Genomic DNA, 12770 nt, shown 5'->3' with positions numbered 1-12770 from the left:
ATATGCGGCGGTATGGACGGGTGTTCCGCGAATTTTTCCGCGCCTGTGTCGTGGAGGAAATGGAGTATCGAAGCGAATTTTTCGGCAATTTCGCAGCCAGTTTTTTTGGCGTTGGCATGGCGCTGCTCACCGTTCATATCTTTTTTTATCAGACGGATGATTTAGGCGGCTGGACGTACGCGGAGGTGCTTGTCTTGCTCGGCGTCTTTAATACGCTGCGCGGGTTCATCGACTTTGCGCTCCGTCCGAACATGCCGCGGCTGCTTGAACACGTTAGGCGCGGCACGCTCGATTACATTTTGACAAAGCCGGTCGATAGCATGTTTTACGTCAGCTTCCGCCATCTTGTCTTTTGGCGGCTCATCGATGTCGTGCTCGGCTTCGGCGTCATCGGCTACGGTTTGTCTGTCGGGCGCTACGTTCCGTCGGCGGCTGACGTATTGATGTTTCTTGTTGTGATGGCTGCTTCGCTTTTGTTGATTTATTCGCTATGGATGATGCTGATGACGACATCGTTTTGGGTGGTGCGCATCGACGACTTGTCGTTTATTTTCGACTCGTTTTTTGAAACGGCCCGCTTCCCCGGCAGCATGTATCGCGGAGTGGTTCGGATGGTGATCACCTACATATTGCCGGCCGTATTAATCACGAACACCCCCGCGCTGGCGCTGCTAGGCAAATGGAGTGCTCGGACAGCGATTGCCGCTTTGGTTGTGTCCTTCCTCTTTTTATGGATTGCCCGCCGCTTTTGGTGCTTTGCCTTGCGCTTTTATACAGGAGCGGGCGGGTGAGGATTCATCCATCTTCAGGCAAAGGGTGTCTCGTTTTTGCTGAGACATCCTTTTTTCTTTGTTCCCCAAGCACGATATTGGTTGACTTTTACGTCAACGTAAAATAAAATAAAATTCAGAATATTATATCTAAGAAAGGGATGACGATGCATTATTTCACCATTTCCGATTTGGCGCATGAGTTTGATGTGAGCACGCGGACGATCCGCTATTACGAAGAGCGCGGGCTGCTTACCCCGATGCGGACGGAGTCCGGGCAACGGCTGTATACGAAAAAGGAGCGGGCGAAACTCAAGCTCATTTTGCGCGGCAAACGGTTCGGCTTCTCGCTTGACGAAATCCATGAGATGATCGCGCTGTTTGATGAGGATCGCACGGGAAGGAAACAACTCGAAAAAACGGTCGAATACGGGCGCAAAAAAATTAAGGAGGTGAGCGAGCGAATTGACGATTTGTTGCAGCTGAAGGCGGAGATGGAATCTCTGCTTTCCGATTTTGAAAAGCGATTGCGAGAATGGGAGGAAGAAGAAGGATGAACATTTCGGAGTTGCTCGCCCGTCAAGCGAGAAAATTTCCTCAAAAAACGGCCGTTATTGATGGGGAAACGGAGCTTTCGTATGCCGAGGTCGACCGAACGGTCAACCGCTTGGCTTCGTCATTGGCTCGACTTGGCGTCGGCCGCGGTGATAAAGTCGCGCTGTATATGCCGAATACGAAGGAGTTTGCCATTTCGTACTTTGCCGTTTTGCGCCTTGGCGCGGTTGTCGTGCCGATCAACGCCCGTCTTTTTCCGGCGGCGTCAACATTTACCCAAAGGAAGTGGAAGATGTGCTGCGGACGCATCCGGCGATCGCCGATGTCGCCGTGATCGGCGTACCGCATCCGGAGTGGGGCGAAACAGCGAAAGCGTTCATTGTGCTGAGTGCGCCGCTTGCGTCGCTTGCTGACGAGTGTAAGCGCTTCCTATCCGACAAGCTGGCTGACTATAAAATTCCCCGCTTGTATGAGGCAATCGCTGAATTGCCGCGCAACGCGACGGGAAAAGTGCTGAAACAAGCGCTGCGGGCGCGCGAGACGGCGCAGGAAGTACAGGGATAATAAGAAAGGGGAGGGACGATGAAACCGCTTTGTGAAGTCGATCCGAATTTGCTAGGGAATTTGAAACGGTATTTGGATGATGAGTTGTACCAATATGCAGAGGAAAAACTCTCATCGTTTTACGAGTTTTGCTTGACGGACGTCGACCGCCGCGCTGTGCATACCGATCGTGAAGGACAGCCGCGCCTGATCAAATATGACCGCTTTGGAAACGACATTTCCGAAGTGTGGGTGAACGAAGGATACGAACAGACGGCAAAACAAACGTATGAAACGGGAATCGTCGGCTATGTGCACAAGCCGATTCCCGAGCTTGGAAGAAAAGGAAACTACATGTATTCGTACGCCCAAGGGTACATTTTATCCCAAGCCGAGCCTGGGTTTTATTGTCCCGTGACGCTGACGATGGCAACGGCGTACGTGCTTGAATATTTCGCCGATGACGAGTTAAAAGCACGGTACTTACCCCATGTCATTTCCACCGGCGAGGTCGAACTGTATGAAGGGGCGACGTTTTTAACGGAGCGGCAAGGCGGGTCGGACGTTGGCGCCAACGCCGTGCGCGCGGTGCCGTGCGGCGATTATTATAAACTGTACGGGGAAAAATATTTTGCCAGCAATGCCGGACGCTGCGGCGTGGCGCTCGTGTTGGCGCGCATTGACGGGAGCGGTCCGGGGACGAAGGGGCTGAGCTTGTTTCTCGTCCCATGGCGCAACGAGGATGGAACAGTAAACGGCATCACCATCCGCCGCTTAAAAGATAAATTAGGGGTGCGCGCGGTGCCGTCGGCCGAAGTTGTGTTTGATGGCGCCAAGGCGTATGTCGTCGGCGATCCGCGCAAAGGCTTCTATTATATGATGGAAGCGCTTAATCTCTCGCGCGTCTGCAATGCGATCGCCTCGGTCGGCATCATGAAGCGGGCGCTCGAGGAAGCGAAACAATACGCTGAGCAGCGCACGGCGTTTGGCCATCAACTGACCGATTACCCGATGGTGCGCGCGACGCTCGCCGACTTGACGGCGCGTCAAGAGGTGGAAACGAGCGCCTGTTTTGACATGGTCGCCTTGTTTGACCGCGTCATGACCGCGCCGCATGAGGCAGATGAGGCGGAGAAAGCCTGGCTCCGGCTTCTGATTGCGCTCCTTAAGATGCGTACGGCCGAAGAGGCGATCGCGTTCAGCCATGAGGCGATTGAACTGCACGGCGGCAACGGATACATTGAAGATTTTGTCACCCCGCGCCTGCTTCGTGACGCCCAAGTGCTGACCGTCTGGGAAGGGACAGCCAACATTTTGGCGCTCGAAGTGCTGCGGCTCATGCGCAAATACCGCATTCACGAACGGTTTGCCGCCGAGATGAAGGCGCGGCTTGAGAGGGTGGCGGACGAGATGAAGCCGCTCGCTCGCCCGGTGGCAGCGGGGCTTAAGGAATGGGTGTCAGCGCTCGCGCGTCTTGGCGGCCAAGCGGAGGAAGTGCAGACGTTTCATGCGAAAACGGTGGCCAACCGGATGTGTGATGTGTATTTGAGCGTCGTCGCCCTCGAACGTGGGCAGGAAAATGAACGAAACCGATTGATCGCTGAGTTGTTTTTGCACCGCATCTGGGAGCGGGGGCTTGTCGACGAACGGATGACATCGGTGCGTGAGTTTGATTTGATTGTTCGAGCGAAAGGAGCGGCGCCGCTTTCCCATTCGTGAGCGGATGGCAAGTGAGGGACAATGGGGAAAAGAGATGCGCGTTCGTCTGCGGGCATCTCTTTTTGCTGGATGGATAGCTGCCTACACGAACATTGGTTAAGTGGCAACATGTCAAGCACATATACTACCCCAAAGAAAGAGTCATTTCTCACTTCGATGCCATCTTGTTCGTTCTCTGCAAAAACGATGACTGCTTCAAATCGGCCGAAGTGCACCGCGTTTGCCAAATGGAAACAGCGATTTGGTTGCGCCGCGCCTGAAAATTCGTTAAGATGAAAAGTCTAGAAGGCCGTAAAATGATTTTGGCGGTGGCCGCCGCTAAAAACGGATGGGCCGCTCTGTTGTGTTTGGCAGGGACATGGTTGCGACGGCCTTTTAGGAATGTTCGTTTGGAAAGGGGAACGTTATGGCCGAACAGTCATCGCTCACTTCGTTATTGATTGTTGTTGTTGCGGCGTTTTTGACGCCCATTGTATTAAACCGGCTTCGGCTGCAAGTGATCCCGGTCGTGGTGGCGGAAATTCTTGTTGGCATTGTGATCGGAAAAACGGGCTTTGATCTTGTACAGCCGGACATGTGGATTGAGACGTTGTCTACGCTTGGTTTTTTATTCTTAATGTTTTTAAGTGGGCTGGAAATTGACTTTTCGATGTTTGCCAATCAACCGAAAACAGCCGGCAAACATCGAAAAGAACCGAATCCGTTTGTAGTTGCTCCACTCATTTTTGTGGCGATTTTTGCTTTGTCTTACGGTCTTTCTTATTTGTTTGTCGTCTTTGGTTATATAGACAACGCGTTTTTCATGACGCTCATCATTTCAACGATTTCCCTTGGGGTCGTTGTGCCGACGTTAAAAGATACCAACTTGATGGAGACGACGATTGGGCAGGCCATTTTACTTGTTGCCGTGATTGCTGATTTAGCGACGATGATTTTGCTGGCTGTATTCGTTTCGCTTTATGAGCCTGAACACGGAAGTACATGGCTGTTGCTTGGCTTATTTGCTTGTGGGGTTGTGTTTTATTTCGTTGGAAAACACTTTAAGAGACGATCATTTGTCGAGACAATGGCCAAGGGAACGATTCAAATCGGGACCCGAGCGGTATTTACTTTGATGATTGTGCTCGTCGCATTGTCCGAAACGTTTGGTGCAGAAAACATTTTAGGAGCATTTTTAGCCGGAGTGCTCGTTTCGCTGTTGTCGCCGAATAAGGAGTTGCGCCACCAGCTTGATTCGTTTGGCTACGGTTTTCTCATCCCGATCTTCTTTGTCATGGTCGGTGTTGATTTGAATTTACGTTCGCTCATCACCGAACCAACGATTTTAATGATGATTCCGCTTCTTTTTTTGGCGCTGGTCGTATCGAAAGTCGTCCCCGTTTTTTTGCTCCGCATTTGGTATGATACGAGAATGACGTTGGCTGCCTCATTTTTGCTTGTGTCGACATTGTCGCTTGTCATTGCGGCAGCTGCCATCGCCAAACGGATCGGGATGATCGATGAGACGATGGAAGGGGCGCTTGTTTTAGTAGCTGTTTTGTCTAGCATTGTTGCACCGATTTTGTTTAAAAAGTTGTTTGTTCGCCCGGAGGACGAAGAAAAAATCGCTGTATCCCTCATCGGAGTGAATCAGTTTACCTTGGCGGCTGCCCGGGAGCTTGATTTGCATCGATACGACGTAAGGCTGTTTCATGCAACGCGGGAAGACATGGAACGAACAGGAGCGGGTGACGTTTTCTCCATCGTTCACATCGCTGATTACACAAAGGAAGCGTTGGAAGAGCAGGGAGCGTTTGCGGCTGACATTGTTGTTGCTTGGACTGGAAATGAGAAGGTGAACGCTGATATGGCGCTGGCTGCGAAGGAACAAGGGGTTGGGCGAATTTTAGTGCTTGCAGAAAGCCCGAAACAAGTGGAACGGTTGAACGACGAGGGTATTGAAGTGTTATCCGTGCTCCGCTCAGCCAGTTCCATGCTGCGGGCGTCCATCGAATCACCAAGGGTGGCGCGGATGATGATCAACAAAGATACAACACTGCATGAAGTGGCCATGAATAATCCGGATTATGATGGGATTCCACTCCGTCGCTTCCCATTTATGGGCGACTGTATTATTGTCCGCATTTTCCGTGAAAACGAATTTATCGTGCCTCATGGTGATACGGAATTGCAAAAAGGCGATCGGCTGATTGTAACAGGTTCGGGCGAATATGTCGAGCAGTTGCGCCATCGGCTGGAGAAAGCATAAAAATGATCGATATCAATACCAGTGAGGGGAGAACGCAATGGAATTAGGACGCACACCACATCGTCTACTACGGCGCGTGTGGGTTCCGTTATCGTTGGCGATTGTGGCGCTCGGAGTGTTGGCTTGCATCGGGGTGTCCGTTTACGTCGGCTGGCAGCTGACCCATAAAGAGCGCCAGCCGATTACCGAGACGCCTCATGACTACGGGATGACATATGAAAATGCCACCTTTATCAGCAAAGACGGGAAGACGAGGCTTAAAGGCTGGATCATTTCACCGCAGAAACCGGCGCGTATGACAGTCGTTTTTGCCCACGGATACGGCAACAACCGCGTCCAAGAAAATGTACCGTTTTTGCCGCTCGCCAAGCGGCTCGCTGCCGAAGGGTATCGCGTCGTCTTGTTTGATTTCCGCGCCAGCGGTGAGTCGGGAGGCGATATGATTACGATCGGCGTCAAAGAGAAAGATGATTTGCTTGGCGTCATCGATTACGCGAAGAAACACTTCCATGAACCGATCGCGCTGTACGGTGTTTCGATGGGGGCGGCGACGTCGATTTTGGCGGCGGCAGAGGATGGTGATGTTCGCGGGGTGATTGCGGACAGCCCGTTTAGCGACCTCGAATCGTATTTGCGCGCCAACATGCCCGTATGGACGCATTTGCCCGATGTGCCGTTTACGTATTTGATTTTAGCGATCGTTCCCGCGCTGGCGGATCTTGATTTAGACTTGTCTTCCCCTATTCGTGCGGTCGATCGTATAGCGCCGAGGCCGATTTTGTTCATCCACAGCAAAGACGACCGTTCGATTCCTTACGAAGAAAGTGTGAAGTTGTACCGTACTCATTCCGATGTCTTTCAACTATGGCTGACGGAAAAAGCCGATCATGTGAAAAGTTTTTCCCTCTACGGCGATGAGTATGTCGAACGAGTGTTGACATTTTTGCGCTCATTGGAAAACACTTCTTCTTAAGGTGGCCGCCATTCGTAAAGTGGGCCGCTGGAGACGTGCACGATCATTACGACGAGGGCGAACGAGCTTATCGCTCCCATTCACGACCGGATGCCGGTCATCCTGCCTTCCGAGCGGCATGACGACTGGCTCGATCCAAGCTTCGATGATAGCGAGTATTTGAAAACGTTCCTGCAGCCGTATCTGAGCGACCAAATGCAAATGTACGAGGTGGCGCCGCTTGTCAATTCGCCAAAAAACGATGTCAGCGCCTGCATTGAGCCGGTCAACAGCCGATAACGGGAGGGAAAAGGGATGCCTCCGATCATTTTGTTTGATGGCGATTGCTTGTTTTGTCATGCGGGTGTCCGGTGGGTGGCCGCTCGCGACCGGAAGGCGGTATTCCGTTTTGCCTCGCAGCAAAGCACCGTCGGCCGGGCGTTGTTGGAAAAGGGGAACGTGCCAGCGGGAGACACGATCGTCCTCATCGAAGACGCCCGCTATTATATAAAGTCGGATGCCGTTTTGCGCATCGGCCGGCGTCTGGTCTGGCCATGGAATGGGCTGGCCGCGGCCGGGTTTCTCGTTCCGCGGCCGCTTCGCGACTTTGTCTATGACCAAATCGCTGTCCGCCGCCACCGCCTCATTCGCCGGCAAAATCGCTGTCCGCTGCCGCCCCCTGAGCTGCGCGCCCGTTTTCTAGACGAATTGCCGCGGTGAAGAAGGAAAATCGGTCCGTTTGTCGTATTGAAAAGGGAAAGAAACAAGGGGGGAGATCATGACAAGCGGAACAACACGGTGGCTCGATGAATGCACGGCCGCGGCGTTGGAGCGGTTTGCCGATGAGGTCGCTGCGATGGCTGAACAGAGCGGGGACGAAGCCCGCCGCCGGTTTTACGAAGGGATGGCGGTGGCGGCGAAATTGACGGCGCTGCGTTGGGAAGGAAAATGCGGCTATATTGACGATCATTTGCTTAATAACGTGTATGAGGCGCTTGCCGCCTTCCCGCTCGACAAGCTGGAAGAGGCTTTGGCGCTCGAAGCGCAAGAAGCCCGCGACGGCCGCTGTTCGTTTTGCCTGAAAGAAAAGCCGCGGCTCGTTAATGGGCCGCTGGCCGCGATTTGTGAAGATTGCCTGCAATTTGGGCTGCAAGTCATGGCGAAGCAACCGTAAGCGAAGTGGCGGTCATCTTCCATGCGATGGCCGCCGTTTTTCTGCAAACTGGATAAGTGGATAGGAGAAGGCAAGCAATGCCAAAACAAAGGCGATGACACCGCCCCAATGAAAGTGAGCCCAAACGTAGCCGCCGGCCGTTCCGGCGAGGCTGGATCCTAAATAATAGAAAAGAAGATATACGGAACACTTCTACTATACTGCGTTTTCAGCCCGATCGTCTACAGAAGAAAGCGCCGCCTGTACGGCGGCGCGCCCTTGCGTTATTTGTTTCGTTCTAACATCCATTTCGGTTTGCCGAACCCTTGAAACTCCTGATCAATTACCTTCTCAAATTCTTTCGACTCGACTGCTTCTTTGAGATCGTTGACAAATGGTTGGTTCAAATCTTTTGTATTGACAACAATGCGGTTTCGGTAGTCATCCGGCATGTTTTCCAACGCCAAGGCGTCGGTTAAATCCATTTTCGCTGCTAAGGCAAAGTTGCCAGGGACGGCAGCCAAATCAACGCTTTCGACCGTGCGTGGCAGTTGGCCCGCTTCAATTGGCTTAAATTGAAGATGTTTTACATTTTTCTTAACGTCTTTTTCCGACACTGTGAGCGGATTGACCGCCGGATCAAGTTGGATTAAGCCATGATCTTGCAAAATTAACAACGCCCGCGCCAAGTTCGTTGGGTCGTTCGGGATGGCGATTTCACTTCCGTCGGCCACTTCATCCAGCGTTTTAAACTTGTTCGAATAAATGCCCATCGGGGCGGTCGGCACAACGATGACCTCGGAAAGATCTAAGTTGTGCTCTTTCGCAAAATTCTCCATATAAATTTTGTGCTGGAACAAGTTTGCATCCAAGTCGCCGTTAGCTAAAGCCAAGTTTGGTTGGATATAATCACTGAATTCGACGACCTTTACCTCATACCCTTTTTTCTCCAAAATGGGCTTGATCGCCTTATTGACCATATCGCTGTATGGGCCGGAAGTCGCCCCGATCGTCAACACTTTTTTCCCTTTCGGTTCAGCGCTGCTCTCGGATGCGGAGTTGCTGTTGCCGCAGGCGGCAAGCGCGCCGAACATAAGAAGCAATGCGAGTGCCATCAACCATTTTTTCATCATGAAGTCCTCCTATACAAGTGAGTTTTATAGTGAGCGGCCTATCGCTTGTCGACAAGACGGGCGATGCGGTCGCCAGCAAACTGAACGATTTGGACAAGACAAATTAAAATCACGACGGTGGTGATCATGATCGTATTATCATAACGGTAGTAGCCGAAACGAATGGCTAAATCGCCGACACCGCCGCCGCCGACAATCCCTGCCATTGCGGAATAGCCGACTAAACTGATCGTTGTAATCGTTATTCCTTGCACAATACCGGGCCGGGCTTCCGGGAGCAGAACATCTTTAATGATCATCCATGGCGTCGCGCCAACCGCTACTGCCGCTTCAATGACGCCTTTGTCAATTTCGCGCATCGAGGTTTCCACCATTCGCGCGAAAAATGGAATAGCCGCCACCGATAAGGAAACAGAGGCTGCCGTCGGCCCGATCGTAGTTCCGGTGATGAGCTTTGTCAGCGGCAAGAGGCCGACAAGCAAAATGATAAACGGAATCGATCGAATCATATTGACAAGAAAGCCAAGAACCGATTTCAATATGGCATGTTCCAAAAACAAGCCGCGGTCGGTGACAAAAAGCAAAACGCCAAGCGGCAACCCAACAATGATCGCGACGAACAAGGAAATGGCCACCATATAAATCGTTTCGAAAAACGCCTTATTCAACTCCGGAAGCAAGCCTATGAATGTATCAAGCAGCATGCGAAATCACCTCCAATCCGTTCGTCCGGTTGGCGATATAGTCCATCGCCCGCCTAATTTCGTCTTCTTCTCCGATCAGCTCCATCACAAACATACCGAGCGGTTTGTCTTGAATATACTCAATTTTAGCATGCAAAATATTTCCTTTTACTGTGAATTGCTGCAGCATATCGGAAACAATTGTTTCCGTCGCGCTTTCCCCTTGGAACTGGATTTTCACGATCGTCCCTGTATGCTTTTCCCATAAATGTGCAGGCAAGTCAACATGCAAGACACTATGGATAAACGATTTCGTCAATTCCTCTTTCGGATTGGTAAACAGATCATACACAGTGCCGATTTCAATCACTTTGCCGTTTTGCATGACGGCAACGCGGTCGCATATATGTTTGACCACTTCCATTTCGTGGGTGATCAAGACGATCGTAATACCGAGCTCACGGTTAATCTGTTTCAGTAGTTCCAAAATGGATTTGGTCGTGCTTGGGTCAAGCGCTGATGTGGCTTCGTCGCATAACAGAACGGTCGGATTGTTGGCGAGCGCCCGGGCGATGCCGACGCGCTGTTTTTGTCCGCCGCTCAGTTGCGCTGGATAGGCGTCCCGCTTGTCGGATAGCCCGACCATGTCAAGCAGCTCATTGACCCGTTTTTCGATGTCCGCTTTCGTTTTTTTGGCCGCTTTTAAGGCGAAGGCGATATTTTCAAATACCGTTTTCGAGCTGACTAAAGAAAAGTGTTGGAAAATCATGCCGATTTTCTGACGCGCTTGTCGCAGTTCTTTGCCATCTAACGCCGTTAAATCAATGCCATCAATGAGAACGCGCCCGGATGTGGGCCGCTCTAGGGCGTTCAAGCAGCGCAACAGCGTGCTTTTTCCGGCGCCGCTGTAGCCGATAATGCCAAAAATTTCACCGTCGCGAATAGTCAGCGATACGTTGTCCACTGCAATCGTTTGTTTCTTTTTCGTTGTATACACCTTTGTAACGTTTTGAATATCGATCATGTCCGTTTCCCCCTATGCTGATTGGCGGAATTTAGCAAACAAAAATGCCTCTTTCATTCAGAAAGAGGCATCGGTATGTAAACTTCCGACTTATCTTTCAGAATGAAAGCCATTCTGCAGGAATTGGCACCGTTCCCTCAAGGGGAGGTTGCCGGACGTCATCGGGCCTGTTCCCTCGGTCACTCTTGATAAGCGGGTTGCCGTATGTAATTTTTACAAGATTCATCATAATGCGGCAGCTGTTTGTTGTCAATATGTATTTTATAGCCCCATTCCTTAGAAAGCGCATACATAATTGCGTTTCTAGAGAAATATTTGTGCTCGTCTTTTGCTTGGAAACATTGTACACTAAACATAGCCTGGAAATGGAAAGGGGAATGGCCATGATTTCGATCGTAACAGCTGATGAAATGTATGCCATCGACCGAGAAGTGACGGAGCGGATCGGCATTCGCGACGACTCGCTGATGGAAAACGCCGGACAGGCGCTGTTTCGGGCGCTGAAAGAGCGGATCACGCGTGCTGATAGGGTCGCGGTGCTCGCCGGGACGGGCAATAACGGCGGCGATGGGTTCGTCATCGCGCGCATGCTGAAAAGTTATGGCTATGAAACCGATGTCTGGCTCATCCCGCCGCGAGAAAAGGTGAAAGGGGCGGCGCGCCTAGCGCTTGAGGTGTACGAGCGATCCGGCTATTCATGGCTGCCTTATGAGGGCAATGAACAGGTGTTTGCGGCGCGCGTGCCGCATTACGACGCCATCGTTGACGCGCTCCTTGGCATTGGCGTCAAAGGAGACGTGCGCCCACCGTACAAAGAAATCATTGAACAAGTGAACCACACGTCCGCAACGGTATACGCGATCGATGTGCCGAGCGGGGTGCCGGCGGACGGCGGTGATGTCAACACCGCCATTTGCGCTGATGCCACGCTCACGATCCAATGCCCGAAGCTTGGGGCGTATACATTTCCGGCGGCGGATTATTACGGAGAGATCGCTGTTGTCGATATCGGCATTCCGCCCGCAGCGGTGCAGGCGAAGGCGGCTGCCCGGTTTTTGTGGGAACAGAGAGATGTGGTGCGGACGATGCCAAAGCGAACGCGGTCCTCGCATAAAGGGACGCACGGCAAGCTGCTCATTGTCGGTGGATCCAAGGCGATGAGCGGGGCGGTGACGATGACGGCGAAAGCGGCGCTTCGCAGCGGGGCTGGTCTTGTGACGATGGCGGTTCCGGAAACGGTGTACGAGGCGGCGGCCAATCGCGTGCCGGAGGCGATGTGCCGATTATGGCCGGCAGAGGATGGCGCATTTGCCGGCGCGGCCGATTGGGACGGGCTGGACATCGATGCGATGGCCATCGGCCCGGGAATGGGCCGGACAGACGGCGTGCGCCGCTTAGTGGGCGAACTTGTGCGCCATCCAGTGCCGCTTGTTATTGATGCAGACGCTCTGTTTTTTTGGGACGATTACGCTGAGCGGGTGCGCGGACGGAACGCGCCGACGGTCATTACTCCGCATCCGGGGGAGATGGCGCGCATCGTCCATCGTTCCGTTCGCGAGGTGGAGCATGACCGCTTTGGCGTATCGAAGCGATTGGCCATGGAATATGGTGTGTATGTTGTCTTAAAAGGGCCGTATACGATTGTCACGGCGCCGGACGGGGCGCAATATGTGAACGCGACCGGCAACCCGGCATTGGCGAAAGGGGGAAGCGGCGATGTGCTGACTGGCATCGTTGCGGCGTTTTTGTTGCAGCATGAGGCGGTGCAGCCGGCGGTGAGCAATGCGGTTTTCGTGCATGGAAAGGCCGCTGATTGGCTTGTTCAACACGGCCATTCTCCATGGGATGTACTGGCGTCGGACGTGATTGACGCTTTGCCGGCTGTGCTGGCTTCGCTGACGTGATCAGCCCGCCGATGGAAAGAAGGGGTCTGGGGGATAAAAAGATCCAGCCAGTCATAGCGAGCTGGCTGGCATTTTCCGCTTTTGGC

General features: G+C 52.5%; 12 protein-coding genes, 1 pseudogene and 1 riboswitch. Of the genes and pseudogenes, 10 read left to right on the top strand and 3 right to left on the bottom strand.

Annotated elements, in window-relative coordinates; translation table 11 throughout:
* The first annotated feature begins 2 nt into the window (after positions 1 to 2).
* From B9L21_RS09035 to B9L21_RS08995, 9 genes and pseudogenes are all read left to right on the top strand, one after another.
* Positions 3 to 791 carry an ABC transporter permease gene (locus B9L21_RS09035; protein ID WP_063166093.1) on the top strand — a complete coding sequence of 263 codons (789 nt, stop codon included), beginning with the start codon at positions 3 to 5 and terminating at the stop codon, positions 789 to 791.
* Between the two features lie 146 nt (positions 792 to 937).
* A complete protein-coding gene (locus B9L21_RS09030) occupies positions 938 to 1327 on the top strand; it encodes a MerR family transcriptional regulator (RefSeq protein WP_063166092.1) in 390 nt (129 codons plus the stop codon).
* A pseudogene (locus B9L21_RS09025) lies at positions 1324 to 1889 on the top strand (AMP-binding protein). The gene B9L21_RS09030 and the pseudogene B9L21_RS09025 overlap by 4 nt, the downstream one beginning before the upstream one ends.
* Positions 1890 to 1907: 18 nt before the next feature.
* A complete protein-coding gene (locus tag B9L21_RS09020; RefSeq protein WP_063166089.1) occupies positions 1908 to 3587 on the top strand; it encodes an acyl-CoA dehydrogenase family protein in 1680 nt (559 codons plus the stop codon).
* A 406-nt stretch (positions 3588 to 3993) separates the two neighbouring features.
* Positions 3994 to 5835 carry a monovalent cation:proton antiporter family protein gene (locus tag B9L21_RS09015; RefSeq protein ID WP_063166088.1) on the top strand — a complete coding sequence of 614 codons (1842 nt, stop codon included), beginning with the start codon at positions 3994 to 3996 and terminating at the stop codon, positions 5833 to 5835.
* Between the two features lie 37 nt (positions 5836 to 5872).
* Positions 5873 to 6808 carry an alpha/beta hydrolase gene (locus B9L21_RS09010; RefSeq protein WP_063166087.1) on the top strand — a complete coding sequence of 312 codons (936 nt, stop codon included), beginning with the start codon at positions 5873 to 5875 and terminating at the stop codon, positions 6806 to 6808.
* A 27-nt stretch (positions 6809 to 6835) separates the two neighbouring features.
* Positions 6836 to 7087 (top strand): SOS response-associated peptidase family protein, encoded by a 252-nt coding sequence (locus B9L21_RS09005; RefSeq protein ID WP_225995656.1) that lies wholly within the window; start codon positions 6836 to 6838, stop codon positions 7085 to 7087.
* A gap of 15 nt (positions 7088 to 7102) precedes the next feature.
* Positions 7103 to 7507: a thiol-disulfide oxidoreductase DCC family protein gene (locus tag B9L21_RS09000; protein ID WP_063166086.1), complete on the top strand. Its 405-nt coding sequence runs from the start codon at positions 7103 to 7105 to the stop codon at positions 7505 to 7507.
* 58 nt (positions 7508 to 7565) lie between these two features.
* Entirely contained in the window at positions 7566 to 7961 is a 396-nt protein-coding gene (locus B9L21_RS08995) for a ClpX C4-type zinc finger protein (protein WP_063166085.1), read from the top strand.
* Positions 7962 to 8224: 263 nt separating this feature from the next.
* On the opposite strand, the gene B9L21_RS08990 is transcribed toward B9L21_RS08995, so the two are convergent.
* From B9L21_RS08990 to B9L21_RS08980, 3 genes are read right to left on the bottom strand one after another with little or no spacing between them, the layout of a single operon-like run.
* Complete coding sequence (locus tag B9L21_RS08990) at positions 8225 to 9070, bottom strand: MetQ/NlpA family ABC transporter substrate-binding protein (protein ID WP_409071361.1); 846 nt, start codon at positions 9068 to 9070, stop codon at positions 8225 to 8227.
* Positions 9071 to 9111: 41 nt separating this feature from the next.
* Positions 9112 to 9777, bottom strand: a complete 666-nt coding sequence (locus tag B9L21_RS08985; protein ID WP_063166083.1) for a methionine ABC transporter permease — start codon at positions 9775 to 9777, stop codon at positions 9112 to 9114.
* Positions 9767 to 10780 carry a methionine ABC transporter ATP-binding protein gene (locus tag B9L21_RS08980; RefSeq protein WP_063166082.1) on the bottom strand — a complete coding sequence of 338 codons (1014 nt, stop codon included), beginning with the start codon at positions 10778 to 10780 and terminating at the stop codon, positions 9767 to 9769. The genes B9L21_RS08985 and B9L21_RS08980 overlap by 11 nt, the downstream gene beginning before the upstream one ends.
* Before the next feature lie 87 nt (positions 10781 to 10867).
* Positions 10868 to 10975, bottom strand: a riboswitch (SAM riboswitch).
* 188 nt (positions 10976 to 11163) lie between these two features.
* Here B9L21_RS08980 and B9L21_RS08975 point away from each other — a divergent pair.
* On the top strand, positions 11164 to 12684 hold the full coding sequence (locus tag B9L21_RS08975) for a bifunctional ADP-dependent NAD(P)H-hydrate dehydratase/NAD(P)H-hydrate epimerase (protein WP_063166081.1): 1521 nt from the start codon (positions 11164 to 11166) through the stop codon (positions 12682 to 12684).
* The last annotated feature ends 86 nt before the right edge of the window (positions 12685 to 12770 follow it).

Origin of the sequence: Geobacillus uzenensis (assembly GCF_002217665.1) — a bacterium.
Classification (GTDB): domain Bacteria; phylum Bacillota; class Bacilli; order Bacillales; family Anoxybacillaceae; genus Geobacillus; species Geobacillus subterraneus.
Note: the sequence above shows the minus strand (reverse complement) of the source record. Positions and strands in the feature narration are given on the sequence as shown.

What these genes read in the sequence shown, in the direction of transcription:
- B9L21_RS09035 (WP_063166093.1), top strand. Translation starts at nt 3, where the DNA reads ATGCGGCGGTATGGACGGGTGTTCCGCGAATTTTTCCGCGCCTGTGTC.
- B9L21_RS09000 (WP_063166086.1), top strand. Translation starts at nt 7,103, where the DNA reads ATGCCTCCGATCATTTTGTTTGATGGCGATTGCTTGTTTTGTCATGCG.
- B9L21_RS09030 (WP_063166092.1), top strand. Translation starts at nt 938, where the DNA reads ATGCATTATTTCACCATTTCCGATTTGGCGCATGAGTTTGATGTGAGC.
- B9L21_RS09020 (WP_063166089.1), top strand. Translation starts at nt 1,908, where the DNA reads ATGAAACCGCTTTGTGAAGTCGATCCGAATTTGCTAGGGAATTTGAAA.
- B9L21_RS09010 (WP_063166087.1), top strand. Translation starts at nt 5,873, where the DNA reads ATGGAATTAGGACGCACACCACATCGTCTACTACGGCGCGTGTGGGTT.
- B9L21_RS08980 (WP_063166082.1), bottom strand. Translation starts at nt 10,780, where the DNA reads ATGATCGATATTCAAAACGTTACAAAGGTGTATACAACGAAAAAGAAA.
- B9L21_RS08975 (WP_063166081.1), top strand. Translation starts at nt 11,164, where the DNA reads ATGATTTCGATCGTAACAGCTGATGAAATGTATGCCATCGACCGAGAA.
- B9L21_RS08985 (WP_063166083.1), bottom strand. Translation starts at nt 9,777, where the DNA reads ATGCTGCTTGATACATTCATAGGCTTGCTTCCGGAGTTGAATAAGGCG.
- B9L21_RS08990 (WP_409071361.1), bottom strand. Translation starts at nt 9,070, where the DNA reads ATGAAAAAATGGTTGATGGCACTCGCATTGCTTCTTATGTTCGGCGCG.
- B9L21_RS08995 (WP_063166085.1), top strand. Translation starts at nt 7,566, where the DNA reads ATGACAAGCGGAACAACACGGTGGCTCGATGAATGCACGGCCGCGGCG.
- B9L21_RS09015 (WP_063166088.1), top strand. Translation starts at nt 3,994, where the DNA reads ATGGCCGAACAGTCATCGCTCACTTCGTTATTGATTGTTGTTGTTGCG.